General features: G+C 36.8%; 9 protein-coding genes and 1 CRISPR repeat array. Of the genes, 2 read left to right on the forward strand and 7 right to left on the reverse strand.

Going from position 1 to position 20,257, the window contains the following annotated elements; all coding sequences use genetic code 11:
- The first annotated feature begins 25 nt into the window (after positions 1-25).
- Both WAE64_RS03985 and WAE64_RS03990 read left to right on the forward strand, forming a co-directional pair.
- Positions 26-2,008 carry an ATP-binding protein gene (locus WAE64_RS03985; RefSeq protein ID WP_340234856.1) on the forward strand — a complete coding sequence of 661 codons (1,983 nt, stop codon included), beginning with the start codon at positions 26-28 and terminating at the stop codon, positions 2,006-2,008.
- The gene (locus WAE64_RS03990; protein WP_340234857.1) at positions 2,005-2,628 is read left to right on the forward strand and encodes a response regulator; all 624 of its coding nucleotides are present in this window, start codon (positions 2,005-2,007) and stop codon (positions 2,626-2,628) included. Before WAE64_RS03985 ends, WAE64_RS03990 begins: the two co-directional genes overlap by 4 nt.
- A 3-nt stretch (positions 2,629-2,631) precedes the next feature.
- Positions 2,632-11,873: a CRISPR direct-repeat array (repeat unit 30 nt; unit sequence GTTTCAATTCCTAAATGGTGCGATTGAGAG).
- Positions 11,874-12,065: 192 nt separating this feature from the next.
- Here WAE64_RS03990 and cas2 read toward each other — a convergent pair.
- The 7 genes from cas2 to WAE64_RS04025 are packed head-to-tail and all read right to left on the reverse strand — an operon-like array spanning position 12,066 to position 19,941.
- The gene (gene cas2 / locus WAE64_RS03995; protein ID WP_340234858.1) at positions 12,066-12,329 is read right to left on the reverse strand and encodes a CRISPR-associated endonuclease Cas2; all 264 of its coding nucleotides are present in this window, start codon (positions 12,327-12,329) and stop codon (positions 12,066-12,068) included.
- 50 nt (positions 12,330-12,379) lie between these two features.
- Positions 12,380-13,384 carry a type I-B CRISPR-associated endonuclease Cas1b gene (gene cas1b / locus WAE64_RS04000; RefSeq protein WP_340234859.1) on the reverse strand — a complete coding sequence of 335 codons (1,005 nt, stop codon included), beginning with the start codon at positions 13,382-13,384 and terminating at the stop codon, positions 12,380-12,382.
- 8 nt (positions 13,385-13,392) lie between these two features.
- On the reverse strand, positions 13,393-13,935 hold the full coding sequence (cas4, locus tag WAE64_RS04005) for a CRISPR-associated protein Cas4 (RefSeq protein ID WP_340234860.1): 543 nt from the start codon (positions 13,933-13,935) through the stop codon (positions 13,393-13,395).
- 3 nt (positions 13,936-13,938) lie between these two features.
- On the reverse strand, positions 13,939-16,185 hold the full coding sequence (cas3, locus tag WAE64_RS04010) for a CRISPR-associated helicase Cas3' (protein ID WP_340234862.1): 2,247 nt from the start codon (positions 16,183-16,185) through the stop codon (positions 13,939-13,941).
- Positions 16,186-16,220: 35 nt separating this feature from the next.
- A complete protein-coding gene (locus WAE64_RS04015; protein ID WP_340234864.1) occupies positions 16,221-16,898 on the reverse strand; it encodes a Cas5 family CRISPR-associated protein in 678 nt (225 codons plus the stop codon).
- Positions 16,891-17,913 carry a type I-B CRISPR-associated protein Cas7/Cst2/DevR gene (gene cas7i, locus WAE64_RS04020; RefSeq protein WP_340234866.1) on the reverse strand — a complete coding sequence of 341 codons (1,023 nt, stop codon included), beginning with the start codon at positions 17,911-17,913 and terminating at the stop codon, positions 16,891-16,893. The genes WAE64_RS04015 and cas7i overlap by 8 nt, the downstream gene beginning before the upstream one ends.
- A 9-nt stretch (positions 17,914-17,922) precedes the next feature.
- Positions 17,923-19,941 (reverse strand): hypothetical protein, encoded by a 2,019-nt coding sequence (locus tag WAE64_RS04025; protein WP_340234868.1) that lies wholly within the window; start codon positions 19,939-19,941, stop codon positions 17,923-17,925.
- Between the last annotated feature and the right edge of the window lie 316 nt (positions 19,942-20,257).

Genomic DNA, 20,257 nt, shown 5'->3' on the forward strand with positions numbered 1-20,257 from the left:
AGTTATAGCTGCTAAAATAAAAACTATGCCGAGAATACTTTTTGCTGTAATAGCCTCTATAATAATACTACTGTCTTGTTCGGAGAACAAAACTAACGATTTGCTTTATCAAAAGCCTTCTGAGGAGGTATTGGATCAATATTCGACTTATCTGAGCGATGAGAGAAACTTTCAGGATAGTACTTATCTGCCTTTTTTTTATAACCGATATTATCAGCTAATTACCGAAAATAAAATTGATTCGGCAGCACAGGTGGTATTCTGGGCCGGCAAAACTATTTCAAGGAATTATAAGTACAATGCTGCCTTTGAACGCTTGACTCTTGATTTTGTGTCTAAGTATGGTTCTCAAATTCCTAAACGTTACTATTCTGGTATTTATACCAACATCGGTAATACCTATTGCGATAATGGGAAGTTTGATAGTTGTGCCTATTACCTCAACAAAGGCCTTGTTGAGCCTGAAGATTATTATACGTATCAGAACATAGCTACTCTGAACTATAACCTGATATTTGCTTATCTGAATACGGGTAAGCTGGAGCACTCTTTAAAGTCGGCTTTTGATGGCTTGGAGATGTTTGAAAAACAAAATGATAGTACTTTTCAGGCTGCGACTTATTCGGGTATTGCCTGTATCTATCGTTATCAGGACGATTACCCTGAAGCTGAAAAATATGAAAACAAGGGCTTTGAGATTGTTAAGCAAACCAAAGATACGAATGTACTTTTGGTAGTTTCATTAAATAAAATATCACTTTACTCCCAGATGGATCATCCTAATTTATATCCGTTTATAGATTCTACTATGAACGTATATAGACAATGGAGTAAAAAAACAGAAGAAAAGACTTTATCAATTAAGAGTTGGTATGCCTTCAAACTAGTTCGTGAAAATAAACTAGCCGAGGCAAAGAAAATTCTTGACAACATAAAGCCCTTAACTCTATCAATGAGTGATTATACCACACTAGATTATTATTATAATGCGGCCACAGAGTATGATTTAAAAGCAGGGAAACCATCGGAAGAAGTTGATTTTTATATTGGAAAAATTCCGGAATTTAAAGAGAACGAAGATTATCTACGATTGGTACTATTTAACCAGATACTACATGATGATGCGCTTGTGAAAGGAGATTATAAAGCCGCCCGGGAATATCTGGCGGCTCAAAAGATTGCACAGGATAGTCTTTCTAATAGAAATCTGAGAATAAAAGTAAAAGAACTCGACAAGAAGTATCAGACCGAGAAAAAAGAGCAACAAATAGCACTTCAAGAAAAGGAAATTACACAAAAAAATACCTTTATTGCACTTTTGATAATGTCACTTGTTGGGATTCTGGCTGCTATAGTGGCTTATTATTTATGGCAAAGGCAAAAGACTTTGAAACAAGAAAAGGAGGTTAGTATGAACTTTACAAAGCAACTTTTAGAAAGCACAGAAGAAGAAAGAAAACGGATTGCAGGCGACTTGCATGATAGCATAAGCCACGAACTGCTGGCTTTAAAAACGACTTTAAGCCAGGATATTAAGGTTGTGAGCAGTAAAATTGATACAATCATAAACGACATCAGAGGTATCAGTCGAAATCTGCATCCTGTAATGTTTGATAAAATAGGTCTGATTCCGAATATTGAACAATTGATTGAGCGTATACAGAATCAGAATAATTTCTTTATAAGTACCGAACTCAACTATTCAGGCTCTTTGAGCTCGGCCAATGAGTTACAAATTTATAGGGTGATTCAGGAGGCATTAAGTAATATTATTAAATATGCTAATGCGCATGCAGCTAAAATTACGATAGAAGAGCAGGCAAGCCGCATATTAGTAGAAATAAAAGATAATGGAAAAGGCTTTAATGTAAAAGAGGCCATTACTAGTGGCAAGGCGTTTGGCCTTCATAATATTATTGAGAGAAGTAGAGTAATTGGTGGAGAAGCGCAAATCAATTCGTCGGCTGAAGGTACTGTTATCACAATTAATATCCCTACGAAAATATGAGAATACTTCTTGCTGATGATCACCCTCTTACGCTGATGGGGACTAAGGCTTTTGTAGAGGCTTTGGGTTATATGGTAGAAGATGTATGTTCGAACGGGATAACTGCGTTTAACCTGATTTCGACACATAAACCAAATATTGCCATTCTGGATATTAATATGCCCGGAATGGACGGGCTTGAAGTATTGGAGAAAGTGAATCGGCATAAACTACCTACCCGAGTTATTCTGCTAACAATGCATAAAGAAATGACTATCTTCAATAAAGCCAATCAGTGGGGAGTAGCGGGTTATATCTTGAAAGAGCATGCTCAAGAAGAGCTACAGAAATGTCTGGAAGTAGTGAAAAGAGGGGAGCAGTATGTAAGTAAGAACCTTGAAAGTGATTTAGTGATTGATGCCCCTACCTCAGACCAGAATTATACTATTGAAAAGCTTACTTTTACAGAGAAGAAAATTTTAGAATTGATAGCTCAGCAAAAAACTTCTAGGCAGATAGCAGATATGCTCTTTATTTCTGAGAAGACAGTTGAGGGCCATAGGAGCAGTATTATTCAGAAACTCGAGTTACCCAAAGAAAAAAACACTCTGCTCATATGGGCTACGAAACATTTTAAATAGCGGTCTTCAATCCCTGGATGGTGCGATTGAGATTCACGTTCTGCTTCATCCGCATAATCGGGAAAATCGGGTTTCAATTCCTAAATGGTGCGATTGGGAGAATTTGACCTTTGTCGGTTCTGACTACGTTTGGATTAGTTTCAATTCCTAAATGGTGCGATTGGGAGACTCGTTTGAATATTTAAAAAAGCAGAAAAAACGAAAGTTTCAATTCCTAAATGGTGCGATTGGGAGGGTGATAATTTGCCTAAAGATTGCGGCGTGGATAGAGTTTCAATTCCTAAATGGTGCGATTGGGAGGTACGTTTGAAAAAACATATCTAGGCGCATACAGCAGTTTCAATTCCTAAATGGTGCGATTGGGAGCTCCTCAGCCAGTACGGGCCTGGCAAAACAATTACAGTACGTTTCAGTTCCTAAATGGTGCGATTGGGAGAGCGACCAAATAGTGTTTACGATTGATGGCGACAGTAGTTTCAATTCCTAAATGGTGCGATTGAGAGGTTGCCGATAATAACCATCTTCGAACTACCAAACGAGTTTCAATTCCTAAATGGTGCGATTGAGAGTAAAACTTGGAAAGGATACTTGGATGGCAAAAAAGTAGTTTCAATTCCTAAATGGTGCGATTGAGAGTTGCAGCTTATCTGCTTTTTGTTCTCCTGTGTTCAGTTTCAATTCCTAAATGGTGCGATTGAGAGTTACCCCACTTCTGGACAAATATGATAAGCTTTCAAGTTTCAATTCCTAAATGGTGCGATTGAGAGTATGGGAAACAAGGTATATTAAAAGAAGCATGGATGTTTCAATTCCTAAATGGTGCGATTGAGAGGATAATATGTGTGTCGGGTATAATATGAATTATGGTGTTTCAATTCCTAAATGGTGCGATTGAGAGCCAATATCTACGCTTTAATTTTTGCCACGGGTGAAATGTTTCAATTCCTAAATGGTGCGATTGAGAGAAAAATTCCAGAAAAGGGCGAGACAAATAATCCAAAGTTTCAATTCCTAAATGGTGCGATTGAGAGAATTTAAACTCCAATCGTACCATTGCCACTTTCGGGGTTTCAATTCCTAAATGGTGCGATTGAGAGTTGAGGACCTCTAAATTTAGTATTAAGTAGTTTACCTGTTTCAATTCCTAAATGGTGCGATTGAGAGTATTGCAATCAGTCCGGGTAAATTTACCCCTCCAGTAGTTTCAATTCCTAAATGGTGCGATTGAGAGAATGCATGGATAGCTACACAAACAGGTACAATTTTGTTTCAATTCCTAAATGGTGCGATTGAGAGTTCGGCCGCTGTGGGTACTGCTATTGCTGATATTTTGTTTCAATTCCTAAATGGTGCGATTGAGAGTGTTGTAGACTATGAGATAAAAGGTGATGACATTGATGTTTCAATTCCTAAATGGTGCGATTGAGAGGATTTATATGCGTTATCTATTGGACGTTGAAGAGATGTTTCAATTCCTAAATGGTGCGATTGAGAGAGATATTAAAAGAGAAGAGCTTAAGAAGATAAAAAAGTTTCAATTCCTAAATGGTGCGATTGAGAGATACCCCGCCATTTGCGCTTCTATTTTCGCAACGTCGTTTCAATTCCTAAATGGTGCGATTGAGAGCAACTTCAAATATCGACCTTGCAGCCTGCCGACTATGTTTCAATTCCTAAATGGTGCGATTGAGAGAACAACTGGAAACAGACAGGTAACACGGGGTCGATGGTTTCAATTCCTAAATGGTGCGATTGAGAGCTTACAGTTATAAGAACACCAAACAATATGAAAACTGTTTCAATTCCTAAATGGTGCGATTGAGAGACCCGTGTTGACAGGTGATAATCTTTTTGCGTTTACGGTTTCAATTCCTAAATGGTGCGATTGAGAGTGTTGAATTTGAGACTAATACAGTTGTCAAAGTTCTGTTTCAATTCCTAAATGGTGCGATTGAGAGTAGTACTGTTTTATCCTGAATAGCACCGATTGCACCTGTTTCAATTCCTAAATGGTGCGATTGAGAGCATATAGGCCGATGGATAGGATTACTAGCGATTTTAGTTTCAATTCCTAAATGGTGCGATTGAGAGCTATTGACTCTACAAGGCAACAAAACGCCAAATACTTGTTTCAATTCCTAAATGGTGCGATTGGGAGTATTTTTTCGCCAACCAATCTTCATCTACTTCTATAGTTTCAATTCCTAAATGGTGCGATTGGGAGGGTAGCTTCGTGTCCGGGTGCTGCTGTGCCATGTCTCGTTTCAATTCCTAAATGGTGCGATTGGGAGATTGTAGGAGCTTATTTGCAGCTCTCAATCATAGTAGTTTCAATTCCTAAATGGTGCGATTGAGAGACTAGACCAATACATACACTACAAGAGCGAAGCCAGTTTCAATTCCTAAATGGTGCGATTGAGAGATTCACAGCTCAGTTGCCTGGTATTGCCGGGCACATGTTTCAATTCCTAAATGGTGCGATTGAGAGTATTTTGGTGCTAATAACCATCCGGCCGAGTTTGATAGTTTCAATTCCTAAATGGTGCGATTGAGAGCTTGAGCCGGCACGCTTGAAGTACTTGCCCGGCAGATGTTTCAATTCCTAAATGGTGCGATTGAGAGTGAACGGGAAATTGTGCCTGCGAGATGTGGAAAGTGGTTTCAATTCCTAAATGGTGCGATTGAGAGGCAACGAGAAGAAGACAAAAGACTAGATACATGTTTCAATTCCTAAATGGTGCGATTGAGAGAGCAAAAGGGGTAAAAGATAGTGTCCTGTATTTTAAGTTTCAATTCCTAAATGGTGCGATTGAGAGTTCCGAGCACAAATAGAATGCCTATTAGCGGAAAAAGTTTCAATTCCTAAATGGTGCGATTGAGAGACCGCTATGAGCTCACCTTTACCCGGACACGGGTACTGTTTCAATTCCTAAATGGTGCGATTGAGAGACAGGATACTATCAAAAATGTTATCAAATCCACAAAGTTTCAATTCCTAAATGGTGCGATTGAGAGAAATAGCAGCCGCAAATAAAAAGCGGGCGCAATTAAGTTTCAATTCCTAAATGGTGCGATTGAGAGCATTGTTGAGTTTCAGGCTTGTGTGCCTGTTGCATTGTTTCAATTCCTAAATGGTGCGATTGAGAGATTAGGAAAGGAATTATCCGAGGTTGTTTTAGTATAGTTTCAATTCCTAAATGGTGCGATTGAGAGAGTGAATTTTGCCAGCCTATTAATTGTGCCCGAAATGTTTCAATTCCTAAATGGTGCGATTGAGAGTAACGGGTACGCATTGCGTATGTACACGAGAGGTGTTGTTTCAATTCCTAAATGGTGCGATTGAGAGAGAAAATGCAAAGGAAAAGAAAACAGGGATAGCAGAGTTTCAATTCCTAAATGGTGCGATTGAGAGTTCGGATGGAGTAAACAGCGAGATGCATACATCTATGTTTCAATTCCTAAATGGTGCGATTGAGAGATCTTAGCTAAAACACAAAAGCCGGAAACCTACAAAGGTTTCAATTCCTAAATGGTGCGATTGAGAGAAACTTATAATCAGATACCCGAACACTTTCGAAAACGTTTCAATTCCTAAATGGTGCGATTGAGAGTGGGGCTTGAAACGGCGTTGGATAATCTGCGCAAGAGTTTCAATTCCTAAATGGTGCGATTGAGAGTGGGGCTTGAAACGGCGTTGGATAATCTGCGCAAGAGTTTCAATTCCTAAATGGTGCGATTGAGAGTGGGGCTTGAAACGGCGTTGGATAATCTGCGCAAGAGTTTCAATTCCTAAATGGTGCGATTGAGAGTGGGGCTTGAAACGGCGTTGGATAATCTGCGCAAGAGTTTCAATTCCTAAATGGTGCGATTGAGAGGCCTCAGCCTTGGCTTTCCACTCATCACGCTCTTTTAGTTTCAATTCCTAAATGGTGCGATTGAGAGGCAAGTACGCCCAGCAGTATTTTCAGCAAATATTTTAGTTTCAATTCCTAAATGGTGCGATTGAGAGGTTCCTCCAAAAATATTTCCTGAACTTGTTGAAATATAGTTTCAATTCCTAAATGGTGCGATTGAGAGTTTGACATTTTTCCATAATTTGTACCGTTAGTTGTTGTTTCAATTCCTAAATGGTGCGATTGAGAGCGTCTTCTGCCGCTATTGCTGTAAGTAAGTTAGCTAAGTTTCAATTCCTAAATGGTGCGATTGAGAGTTGGCAAAAACCCGGCATTCCCTGATATAAGTCAAATGTTTCAATTCCTAAATGGTGCGATTGAGAGGAAAAAGTATTAGTTCGAGACTCCGAAAACGATGAAGTTTCAATTCCTAAATGGTGCGATTGAGAGATAAGGCTTGCCTTTGCCTTTTCCCCACTCCTCAATGTTTCAATTCCTAAATGGTGCGATTGAGAGCAAATGTTTACAGAAACCCTTAAGAACATTAATACTGTTTCAATTCCTAAATGGTGCGATTGAGAGAACCGGCTGCGCCATGTCGTAGACGGTCTTCACCTTAAGTTTCAATTCCTAAATGGTGCGATTGAGAGTACAAGTGAGACAATCAGGCTGATGCGCACACAAATGTTTCAATTCCTAAATGGTGCGATTGAGAGTACAATTGGCGGAAAACAAGGCTATTGGGTGGTAATGTTTCAATTCCTAAATGGTGCGATTGAGAGCGCTAAAATAGCCCTACGTAAAGGTCAGTTTGAGATGTTTCAATTCCTAAATGGTGCGATTGAGAGTTTCTAGGATTAAATTGCTTAACCTCTATAATTGCAGTTTCAATTCCTAAATGGTGCGATTGAGAGGGACAATCCATCGTTTGCGGCCAATTTTTCAACAGTGTTTCAATTCCTAAATGGTGCGATTGAGAGAGCAGCAAACCCAGACGCAAAACTCGTGGTTAGCTTGTTTCAATTCCTAAATGGTGCGATTGAGAGAAAGTCCATCCCATTTCCTAACAACTTCGCTTCAGGGTTTCAATTCCTAAATGGTGCGATTGAGAGTGTTTTACAAAACGTTTGGGGTTATAGCAGTTCCGTAGTTTCAATTCCTAAATGGTGCGATTGAGAGTATAGATATTTTCGGCCTGCTCAAAGATTCTTTCTAGTTTCAATTCCTAAATGGTGCGATTGAGAGTATTACCCAAGCCCCATAACTTATCAAATCAAAATTGTTTCAATTCCTAAATGGTGCGATTGAGAGATTTCTTTAATTGATGATTTACAGTTAGCCTTAGCTGTTTCAATTCCTAAATGGTGCGATTGAGAGATTATCTCTATGGATTGAGAAATATCTACTTTCTCTTGTTTCAATTCCTAAATGGTGCGATTGAGAGTTATTACCCAAGCCCCATAACTTATCAAATCAAAATTGTTTCAATTCCTAAATGGTGCGATTGAGAGATTTCTTTAATTGATGATTTACAGTTAGCCTTAGCTGTTTCAATTCCTAAATGGTGCGATTGAGAGATTATCTCTATGGATTGAGAAATATCTACTTTCTCTTGTTTCAATTCCTAAATGGTGCGATTGAGAGTTATTACCCAAGCCCCATAACTTATCAAATCAAAATTGTTTCAATTCCTAAATGGTGCGATTGAGAGGGTTGTAAAAAGTTATTAAGTCGGTAGAATAGCCAAGTTTCAATTCCTAAATGGTGCGATTGAGAGACGGCAACAGGCGTGCCAGCTGCAAATCGCTATAAAGTTTCAATTCCTAAATGGTGCGATTGAGAGTCGAATGATTGAGAGCGGACGAAAAGCTATTGAAAAGTTTCAATTCCTAAATGGTGCGATTGAGAGTACGCTTGCGTCTGCTAACCCGAACGTTAAGGCATCGGTTTCAATTCCTAAATGGTGCGATTGAGAGTAAAGATAAGGCTCGTCTTTATCACTCTTGATAAGTGTTTCAATTCCTAAATGGTGCGATTGAGAGGCTTTTACAATACTATTTATCTATCGGATAGGTTTTGGTTTCAATTCCTAAATGGTGCGATTGAGAGTTACTTATGTAGTAAACATAATTATCTTCTGATTCAGTTTCAATTCCTAAATGGTGCGATTGAGAGCCCGGAGCCTCCACCGCCGACATTATCATTTACGAATGTTTCAATTCCTAAATGGTGCGATTGAGAGAGAAACCTTTATGATTCCAAAACACATTTTTTTAATGTTTCAATTCCTAAATGGTGCGATTGAGAGTCGAATGATTGAGAGCGGACGAAAAGCTATTGAAAAGTTTCAATTCCTAAATGGTGCGATTGAGAGAATTAATGAAAGGCGCTGCAATTGTACCCTCAACCGGGTTTCAATTCCTAAATGGTGCGATTGAGAGGCTTCTGTGCGGGCCGCAATCAACTCTTTGGCTTTTGTTTCAATTCCTAAATGGTGCGATTGAGAGGGCCGATGTGATAGGTATTGCCACATTTTCGCCATGTTTCAATTCCTAAATGGTGCGATTGAGAGGGCTTGTACTGCCATTATGCTTTAATTTCTACTGCGTTTCAATTCCTAAATGGTGCGATTGAGAGTCCAATTTAGCTTGTACCTTTTGCGCTTCTTCATCAAGTTTCAATTCCTAAATGGTGCGATTGAGAGAATGCTACAATCGAGGGAAATGTAGGTATAGGAGCGTTTCAATTCCTAAATGGTGCGATTGAGAGTATGTGAGCAAGGTGCTTACTGCTAATGTTTCAGATAGTTTCAATTCCTAAATGGTGCGATTGAGAGAAAGAGTTTGAAGGAAATTAGCTTGAAAGATACTAGTTTCAATTCCTAAATGGTGCGATTGAGAGTTTTTTTCAAATTTAACCCTGCATCCCAACAGGTTTGTTTCAATTCCTAAATGGTGCGATTGAGAGACCAAAACAACACCCAATACTTTTTTCTACAACAAGTTTCAATTCCTAAATGGTGCGATTGAGAGCAGGCCTTTTTCACCCAGTGCTCTGAGGCAGGCCTTTGTTTCAATTCCTAAATGGTGCGATTGAGAGGGCTTCTGTATCGGCTGTAAAACAGGTGCTTTGCATGTTTCAATTCCTAAATGGTGCGATTGAGAGTTGAAAATGGCGCAAAAGATATTCTATTTATCACTAGTTTCAATTCCTAAATGGTGCGATTGAGAGGACTTAATACCATGTCGCTCACCTGCTATCATCGTAGTTTCAATTCCTAAATGGTGCGATTGAGAGTTGAAGATATGATTGTGTTAACTGTTTCTCTTTCAGAGTTTCAATTCCTAAATGGTGCGATTGAGAGTTTCTACGGACAAATTTCCGTTAATTAAAAACAGTTGTTTCAATTCCTAAATGGTGCGATTGAGAGATAATACCCCACTACCATTGTAGTAGGCTATTGCATGTTTCAATTCCTAAATGGTGCGATTGAGAGAATTTTATTGAAGAAGCTGCTTTTAAGCCTCTTCCTTGGTTTCAATTCCTAAATGGTGCGATTGAGAGAAACTACGGAAGTTTCTAATTAAATTCCCTATTTTCGTTTCAATTCCTAAATGGTGCGATTGAGAGTGAGATTCTGCCACATTAGCCCAATTATTTTCGGTTGGTTTCAATTCCTAAATGGTGCGATTGAGAGTGGGTTATAAAATATCACGGGCTTTGCAAGTCGCAAGTTTCAATTCCTAAATGGTGCGATTGAGAGAATCTGCTTTGCCTGACCAATTTACTAAGTGGTCTTGTTTCAATTCCTAAATGGTGCGATTGAGAGTCATGTGATTGCTAAGGTTGAAATAGACAGTTCTTGTTTCAATTCCTAAATGGTGCGATTGAGAGTATGTATCCGGCATTCGGTAGATTATAACAAGGTTGTTTCAATTCCTAAATGGTGCGATTGAGAGTAAGCGTCTGTAATTTCTCCGGTAGGTGCATCTTCAAGTTTCAATTCCTAAATGGTGCGATTGAGAGTTCTACAACAAGTTCATAGGTTTTTTCAAAAACATCGTTTCAATTCCTAAATGGTGCGATTGAGAGTTTTAGATATTCTAACAACCCAACTGTTTTTAATTAAGTTTCAATTCCTAAATGGTGCGATTGAGAGTAGGGCCTCAGCTAATAACTCAAGGCCCTGAAAACCTGTTTCAATTCCTAAATGGTGCGATTGAGAGAGGGTGTCCCCCGCTTCCGTTATGTGGGTTGCATGAAGTTTCAATTCCTAAATGGTGCGATTGAGAGCCCCAAAACCTGACTGAGCGACGGGCGTAAAACCATGTTTCAATTCCTAAATGGTGCGATTGAGAGGGAAAAATACTCGCCATCGTGACGTTATTAGGAACGTTTCAATTCCTAAATGGTGCGATTGAGAGTATCAGTTAGGTTACAGCTCTAAGTTAGAATCAGAGCGTTTCAATTCCTAAATGGTGCGATTGAGAGACCAAAACAATCAAATACAATACTTAAAAGTTTCGACGTTTCAATTCCTAAATGGTGCGATTGAGAGCTTCGTTATTCAATTTAACCTTATTCAGCCCCCCTGAGTTTCAATTCCTAAATGGTGCGATTGAGAGTAAGGTCGAGAGGCTCGGTAAACTCTGCCATAGTAGGTTTCAATTCCTAAATGGTGCGATTGAGAGGTCGAAGGCCTGTAAGCACGTTCCCAGCCTTGCGGGTTTCAATTCCTAAATGGTGCGATTGAGAGGCCCAGGGCTTTGTATGTTTTCATTCCTGAAAATCGTTTCAATTCCTAAATGGTGCGATTGAGAGATTGCTCCCGAAATCGCCGCAGGAACTTCCATTTTGAGTTTCAATTCCTAAATGGTGCGATTGAGAGTAGGGTATATCCTGATTATCCAAAAAGTAAAAAATAAGTTTCAATTCCTAAATGGTGCGATTGAGAGATACGAAGCGAACGGATATGATGTTATTATCAACCCGTTTCAATTCCTAAATGGTGCGATTGAGAGAGCGTAATTGATAAACTAACCGCACCAGTGCCACTTTAGTTTCAATTCCTAAATGGTGCGATTGAGAGGATTGTTGAAAAAACTTCTGACTTAGAAGATGAAGGTTTCAATTCCTAAATGGTGCGATTGAGAGAACCAATGCATTCATCAAATCAAAAGAACTTATCACGTTTCAATTCCTAAATGGTGCGATTGAGAGTACTGCTTGTTCTGAAAGTAGGGTGTCCGTCAGAACGTTTCAATTCCTAAATGGTGCGATTGAGAGCTCAAGCCCGTTCATCATGCGTTTTGCTTTGTTGGCGTTTCAATTCCTAAATGGTGCGATTGAGAGCCGTTTGAAAAACGGCTTGTAGTGCGTAAAATAAAGGTTTTTTGTGATAAAAATCAAACCAAAAGTCGTCGATGTGTAATAATATGATTTTACTAGGACATCGACGACCATTGATAATCAGCGAGTTATGGTTAATGTGTTGTTTGTTCAGTATGTCAAAGAACATTTTTTGTGGTGTCCGACGACCACAGCCTACAAAAAATTGTCGGTCGTCATGCGCTCTATCCCTATAATTTCTTTTGCTAACCAGCGTTCTTGCCGACTTTTAAATATAATAATGCTGTCATTATCTTCGTCGATTATTTTCTTTGCTCCGGCAAGCATTTCTTTTAGCTTGATTTCAGTTATTTCGCCCTCAAATACCGAATTCTGTATCCAATTTAAGTATTTTCGGCAGTGCTTTAGCATCTTGCCGACACGCTTTTCACCAATATCATAAACCAAAATTACATACATTTGCTAAAAATTTATATCCGAAATCAAAAAATAGTAGTCCCGATAGTAAATCACCATAGCATCTTGAATGGTTTGTATTCTTCTATTCCTAACAGATGCTTTTGTAGCTTATAGCATTCGAGTTTTATCAGATGCTTGTAAGATACATTCCGGCTCAATTTCCTGTGTTTGAATGTCTCTTTCAGCTTCTCCTCAAAGGTCTGCACGAATAACTTTCTGGCCGAATCTTTCATTACACAAGCATTCAACTCTTTTCTGAAATCATTGGCTTTTATCTGACGTTTATTCAATACCGTAAATATAATTCTATCGATTAATATAGGTTTGAAAATCTCGGCCATATCAAGTGCTAAAGAATATCGTCTGTAACCTGGCTCGTGCAGAAAACTAATAGTTGGATTTAGCTGTGTATGATAAATCTGGCTGAGGCAGGCCGAATAACACAACATGTTACCAAACGAAATCAGTGTATTTATCTCGTTATTGGGTGGTTGCTTGGTTCTGCTACCCATTTCAAAATCATTAATTATTTTGTCGAATCCGGCGTAATATGCCTGTCGGATATTTCCTTCTATACCCATCAATTCATCGATTCGGGTAGTAGTACTAACCAACAACTGATAATTTGTAATACGCTCGATACTATCACCAACGTCTTTGCCTCTGTTGGCATAATAACTCAGATTCTTAAGCATATTAAAAGCAGCCCCCTCAATAAATTTACGGGCAATTATCAGTCGTTTTTTATCTGAAGTATAATACTTCGTTTGTTCAATCTGCATTTTTCCGGCCAATAGATAATCTTTCGACATAAACGAGCCTGTATAATGTTCGTAATAGTCGAAAAAGTGTACCGATACATGATTTTTCCCTAAGAAATTATACAAGGCCGAATTCGCATCTAAACTCCCAAAACAATAGATGTTATCTACGGTCTCGATAGGAATATAGCGGGTTTGTCCCTCAACGTTATTCTCGTCGACAGGTGTAAAACTGAGGGTGTTATCTCGGCGTGACATCCTGCCGGGATTAAACAAATAGTATGTCTTTTTCATGATATAATTTATTCTTCTCCAACCCAGCAAAACTCAAAAAAACTACAAGATTTACATTTGCTGACAGGCAGTCGCTCGGGACAAGCCTCTTGATTTACAATTTCGTGGGTCTTTAGAATCTGATCTTCTATCAGCAGTTGATCTTCGGGTGTCAGGCTAACCTTCTCCGTTAAACGTAACCTCGGATACTCTATTAAGCCATACTCTGCTTTGATGTCGTTGAGGCGTAGTACATATAAATAAAACTGAACCTGCGCAATGTGGGCTTGCTCTTTGGCCGCCGATTTCTTGACCTCATGCACAATGCCTCGTTGCGCATCAAAAAAGTCTATTTTTGCTGCTAGTTGAATTGAATTAGCGGAAGAAGGAAGCGTACCCGAAGCCTCAACCTCTGTCCAGCGTTCGGCACGTTGAGGGTAACTCTCCTGACCGATTAACTTACCCTCAGCAACTATCTCTGAAGTATGCTCCATCCTGATGCCATGCGCATGCAGCCAAACCTTCCGAGGGCAAAGCATAAGATAGTTGATGAGGGTAGCGGTGATGGGCATGGTTTAAAAACTTATACTATCAAAAGTGTCACCTAATTGTGTATACCCAACTATATTGTGGTAGAATAAATTTTGGGCGACTATAACATTATTTTCTTCATCAATAAATTTCTCTTTTACTTCATAAAAATATACAGATACGAGTAGTTGGTTCGCTTCTATATACTCTTTATTTTTAATGTGTTGTTTGAATGGAGTAATTAAGTTATAACACAAAACATCAATTTTCTTATTATTGCTTTCAATAGCATCTTCTACCCAATCTCGCCAGTCACCAGCAATCCAGTTTTCTTCATAGTCTTTGATAGTAGAGTTTGAAAGTCCTTTTTCAAAATCTTCGTTTTGTGTTTTATTATAACCATTAGTATATACATCATTACAAACTTCTATTAAATCTTGCTCTGATAGAGATTGCTTATCTAATTTATATAAAGAAGTCCAAGTTTGTGAAAGAACCTCAATATCATAAAAAGGAGTATTGCCAGTAATATTTTCAAATAGAAAAACAGGAGCTTGGCCTTTTTTACCTGCTCTATTTACACGCCCAAACCGTTGAATAAGAGCATCAATTGGTGCATTCTCGATAAAAGCTATGTCATAATCAATATCTAGACTAACTTCAACAGCTTGCGTGGCTATAAGCAATTGAGGCCGTTCTTGTTCATTTTCATGAGTTATGGATTCCTCAATTTTACTCCTGTCTCTTTTATGAAAGCCACTATGGAGTAATCTTACTGACTTGTTAAAGCCAATAGTTTTGTATAAGTCCTGGGCTGTTTTTACGTTATTTACAATTACTAAAACACTTTTGCCTTTTGCTAAATATTCTCTTATTAATTCAACACTATCTGAAATATATTTATCAGGCTGACAAAATAAGATATGTCTTTTTCTGTCCAGAATAGCTTTATCACTTTCTATTTGTGGATTTGGTCTTATTAGTTTTGTATAATCTCCTTCAAAAATTTCTTTAATGATTATGTCTAACATGAAATTTGGAATGGTTGCCGACATAAATAAGAATTTCGCATTAAACAACTTTCTGAATAGTTTAATACTTGCTAAAAGTAGACCTGTCAGAAGAGCATCATAAGTATGAAATTCATCAATGATAAAAATTGCATTTTTATAATCATAAAGTGATAACTCCCATCCTTTTCCTTTTAAAGAAGTCCTTAAAATCTGATGTAGAGTTGCGACTTTCACAGGGTAAAAAAGTTCAGCTGAAAGTGCCTTTTTACTTCTCGCTTCTTGCGCTATTTCAACTGATGTTTTGTCTACGTTTGAATCTTCATTGGCAAGTTGTTGATAAAAGAAATCTAAGGTCTTGGAATGAAGTGCCGTTACTTTATCTGCACCATAAATAATAGATAGTCTTTTTACCATTGCATTAATACTTGCGGTATATGGCAATAAGTAGAATAAACGTGCATTCTCTGTTTGATTCACCAATACCCAACTTAAAGCTGCTTCGGTTTTTCCGGAGCCGGTAGGTGCATGAAGAATCGCATCTGAAATAATATCTTGCATTTTCTGTTGAAATGCACGAAACTCAAAAAAACGCCCATTCTTTTGCGGTTGAAAGTCTTTTAAATTAATTTTTTTATAAGTAGGGATATTTTCTTCCTTTCTTGCAGAGCCAATATGATCAGACGCAATCAACAATGCCCTCATAAAAGATAGGTTTTTCCTCTCTTCTTTGATATTAATTACTTTATGCTGGTGTGATGCCCGAAGTATTTTAATACGTTCCTTATGTATTTGAGAATTAGGTTGATTCTGAAATGTATCTATATCATAATCAAATACTTTTAACCAACTTACAAGAGTTTCATAATTAAGTAGATGCCGGGCATTTGAAAAATGATATTCCATATCATCTTTTAATACCGCATCTTCTAATCGTTTCGTACTTCTCTCATTAATAATTCCTTTATGATGGGTGGCAATCGCAAAAAGTTCGTCTTCTGGTAAATTGAGAAAGTTTTCACAAAACCATAGAGATATGATTTCATGACGAATGTTTACATCTTTATCTCCATTGAGTCTGCGCTGAAAATCCGAATGTAGTTTTCCTAAATCATGTAAAATAGCACAGCGTAGAAGTTTTTCTTTCCAATAAGTCTTTTCAGCGGCTGTAAAAGGTAACCTTTCAATTAGATTCATACCTGCCGTAATTACATGACGTGTATGCATTTCTAAAGTAGTAACCTCATCACTCTTTGCAAATATTTTATCCCAGTCAATCATATATTTTTAATTCCAGTTTTAGAAAAGGAATTTATTTAGGACGAAAATTGATGTAAATAGAAACCAACAGGCTCTTTTTCAATTGTTTGAAATAAGTTAGGCATTGTTAAGAATTGTACGCTATCAGAAGGAATTGCCATAAAGATGCTTGTTTTTGTAGGCTTCCTTCCTCCCCCTATTTCTTCATTTTCTGAAAATGCTTCTGCTAACTGTATTAATTGTCCCCCAAGTTGAAGCTTGGGAGTAAATGGTAGCATACAGCCAAAAACCTTGGTTGTTTGTACTGGCTGAGCATCGATTTGTTTGGTATACTCAATTTTAAGAATATCTTGTGATCTTCCTAGAGATGGTGTGCCAATTGGGTTTTTAAAGTAGACTTCCCAATCCAGTCGGTCTATCCAGATTTTCAGTTTAGGCATTACATGAAACTCTCTGGCATATGCATCAGAGCCTTTTGAGTGAGACTTCAATTTCTTTCCATCAAATTCTAATCGTTGCCGAGTTTCAAGGTCAGTTCCTATTGTATCAAATGAATATTGATACCCTATAGAAACTTCATGAGCGTCAACGACTCTGCCCAAACAACAACCAATAATACCTAAAAGAATAGAGTATGTAGGTACTGGTAAACAAATAGCATTCCCTGACAAAATAAAAGGCATTCGAGGGGTTGCAGTCCAACCAGTAAAATAAACTTCTAAAAATTTATTCATTGATAAGGAATTTTTGGTTGAATTGATTTACAATACCAATTGGAGAATCAATAATAAAACCCTCACCTAAGGCTTTTACCTCTGTCTCATTTTGTAAATAACCGGAACGAATCCCTATATGAATTGGAGTAGCTAATTTATCTTTGTAATCACTAGCTATTTGCTGAATAGCTTCAATATTTAAAATCGGCTTTTCTCCAGTGCCAATAAATAGATTATTGAAAACCGGATTGGCAGATTCTAAACCAGCTAGAATTAAAACCTTAGGAGCAACATCAGACCCAAAAGCTGATTGTTTAGCTCCACCACGTAAAAAAGCCAACCCTTTTAGTAAACCTGAAGCATGATTTCTACGAATTTTTTCAGCATCTTTTAATGTATATCTCTTGAATTTCCCATTTAAATCGGATACGTCGAAGTTATCGGCATTTTTTTCTACTAAGTCCTTTGATAATTCTTGATGGCTACCTAAATTATCAAATACTCCTAAACGATAATATTCTAAATTGAAGAAGCCCTCTAAATGTGTTGAATAAAATCTGGTTGAGTAGGGTAGAGGAGTACCTTCCTTCAAATGCACAAAAGCTTCATCTGTCGACAATACCCGCATATTTTTAATTCCCTTTAGTATTGAGGTTTTAAAAGGAGAAGTTCTTTGAATGCTTTCTTCGTCTTTGCCTCCACTTTTCATGTATCCAAATAAATCGTCTTCAGGGAAATCAATTGGATTTAGTTCAGTCGCAATTTTAGTAGTTGTACCTTTTTCAGATTCCTTAATACTTTTGAGGTCACTTGGTTGCCAGTTGTTCTCTTCATTAGTGGTATTTCTAAGCCAACGACGCCAAGATTGAGCAGAAACATAAGGAACTTCTTCTAAACGGCCATTAACTTTTTCTTTAAATGTTTTAGGAATTACCTTGTTTTTATCTTCACCTACGCCTAAACCAGCACCATTCAAAAATGCAGCGGTAGCATCAATAAGTAATGCACCAGTAATATTATTTAATTGTCCCATAGAATTTAATTAGTTTATATTTAATAATGATTCTTCATTTATTTTTTTGAGAATAGAAAACTTAAAAATGAATCGGGCTAATGAGGGAGAAAATTCTCCATATGGATTATACAACAAGTTGTCAGACCATTGCTTTGTTGGTTCTTTTTCAATTAAGTATGCGTTAGTTTTTTCAATCGCTTCTTCGAACCAACTTAAAAATTGAGAGGTGCTATCAGGAATACTATTTATCTGCTGTTCTAACTTTTTAGTGCTGTTGTATTTGAATAAATAATAATCTTTATAATCCTTACTGAAATTTTGTGTCGTTTCTACCCATGTTTGGATTTTATTTTCCATGTTATATTCAGAAGATATAGCTAAAGGCTTATATGATAAAGATTCCGTACTACTCGGTTGAAGAAAATATAGATGTAAAATTTCGTTGATAGCAAAGCGTGCAGGTCTCAATTCATCATCATATAAAGCATATAGAATGTTTTCAATATTGATGTCAACAGAGTTTCTCAAAAATACTCCTTGGTAATTAACAGATTTATATTCTTGAATACTTACCAAGTCTTTTATTATACTTGATTGTCTTATATCATTTTGGATAAGTGCAATAAGCCATTGACAAATTTTTGAAGTCTCAGATGATTCTTCTTTAATGTCAGGTAGTAGAGTATCAAAGATCTTTTTCTGATAGTAGAAATGAATAAGTTTATTTAGTTTGTAAAAATGGTTTTTAATAGGTACTTCATTATTATCGTCCAGAATCTGTAAATGATGGCTGAAGTTCCATTCCCCATTCTTAGTAGCTTCTATTAATACTACGTATAAATCTGATTTATACTCTCTTTCATTCCATGCACTAGTATCTGATAAGTATTTTTCAAAAGCCTTTGTTTTATATTTGTTTACTAAGTAAGCTAAATAACGAGCATATTTAATGCTTTTTGGGCTTTCAATAATATTAAAGTAACTCTCTAAAAAATCTACAGATACACCATCATATTGAGTTGCTTTTTTACCAGAACCAAACTTATTTGGATATAAGAGCCACCATTCTTTATTATCTTCCAGAGATTCTAAAAAACTGTAAGCAGATTCACTTTTACTAAGAATATTTCTGACTTCAATTCTAACACTTGGATTTCTACATAATTTGAGGAGTTTTTTAATTAATGAGTTTGGGATTCTATCTATCTCACAACTGGCCCCTGTTCCAGAATTTGAAAAACTCCATAGATTCAAATCGGAATACTCATCATCTACCTCTTTCCTTTCAAGAATTTGTATTGCTTTCAACAAATAATTCCCTTTAGAGTAGTCTCTTACGTTTTCTATCGAAGCAGTATTACTAACTAAAGCTATTCTATCTTGCAAATCCTTTACATTGTCAGCAATGAATTCTTTCGCAAATTCAAAGTTTGAAGAATCAATAAGTAAAATGCCACCTTTATAAAGTAAAGAAGCTAAAGGTAAAAACTGCATAATAACTATGCAAATAGGATGAATTTGTATAGTAAATTTTGCTTGTGGAAGTGCTTGAGCATCAGAGCCTAACCCACCAATTAAAGGAAACCAACTTCTATTAAGTGTTAAATCTGTATTTTCTAAATTACCGATGTGTTTCTTTTCTTCTTTAGCCTCTAATTTCTTTAGTTTAAGCGCATTTTTTTGTCTTTCTAATTCATCTTTGTAGAAATCTTCAAAAGATTTTTCAAAATGTAATCCTGATATTTCACAAATCTTTGTGCCTTGGTTCTCAAAATTATTTAGTATATTTATCAATAGGTGATGATAAGCTTTTTCCCCAGCATCATCTTGTTTTTTAGCAGGATTAACTAAAGGATTGTTTAGGCTAAAGAGCATTGTATAACTTTTTAGTCTCTTATTAATAGCCCTTAAATCTTGCTTCTTGTATAAGTCGAGCAAAAGAGCAGGGGTGATTTCTGATACATTTTCTAGCTTTCCTAATGCTTCAATTGTCATCAAGGCATTATTGAGCATGGCATTCCCAGTATATGTGTTAAATATTGTCATCTTTGAAGTAATGTATGTTATTACAAATGTTGCAATCAAATGGAATTAATTCTATTAGTAAACAACAATGCTTACAGTGTGGTCGATTTATTAGCTTTTCTTGATTTTTCATTTCTTTTAAATTAGATACACTCAAACTTAAAAGAAAATATTTATTTGTCAAAACATTTAGATATATATATAATAGGAGTAAAATAGTTTTTCGTGTTTTTTTTTTACATTCTTGGAAAAAGCTATATTTATCTGCACTTTTACAGAGGCTTTGTAAATTAAAGGAATAGAAAAATTATATATATGTCTAATCAATAGTACCATA

The organism is Emticicia soli (genome assembly GCF_037860775.1).
Taxonomy (GTDB): domain Bacteria; phylum Bacteroidota; class Bacteroidia; order Cytophagales; family Spirosomataceae; genus Emticicia; species Emticicia soli.

What these genes read in the sequence shown, in the direction of transcription:
- WAE64_RS03985 (WP_340234856.1), top strand. Translation starts at nt 26, where the DNA reads ATGCCGAGAATACTTTTTGCTGTAATAGCCTCTATAATAATACTACTG.
- WAE64_RS03990 (WP_340234857.1), top strand. Translation starts at nt 2,005, where the DNA reads ATGAGAATACTTCTTGCTGATGATCACCCTCTTACGCTGATGGGGACT.
- cas2 (WP_340234858.1), bottom strand. Translation starts at nt 12,329, where the DNA reads ATGTATGTAATTTTGGTTTATGATATTGGTGAAAAGCGTGTCGGCAAG.
- cas1b (WP_340234859.1), bottom strand. Translation starts at nt 13,384, where the DNA reads ATGAAAAAGACATACTATTTGTTTAATCCCGGCAGGATGTCACGCCGA.
- cas4 (WP_340234860.1), bottom strand. Translation starts at nt 13,935, where the DNA reads ATGCCCATCACCGCTACCCTCATCAACTATCTTATGCTTTGCCCTCGG.
- cas3 (WP_340234862.1), bottom strand. Translation starts at nt 16,185, where the DNA reads ATGATTGACTGGGATAAAATATTTGCAAAGAGTGATGAGGTTACTACT.
- WAE64_RS04015 (WP_340234864.1), bottom strand. Translation starts at nt 16,898, where the DNA reads ATGAATAAATTTTTAGAAGTTTATTTTACTGGTTGGACTGCAACCCCT.
- cas7i (WP_340234866.1), bottom strand. Translation starts at nt 17,913, where the DNA reads ATGGGACAATTAAATAATATTACTGGTGCATTACTTATTGATGCTACC.
- WAE64_RS04025 (WP_340234868.1), bottom strand. Translation starts at nt 19,941, where the DNA reads ATGACAATATTTAACACATATACTGGGAATGCCATGCTCAATAATGCC.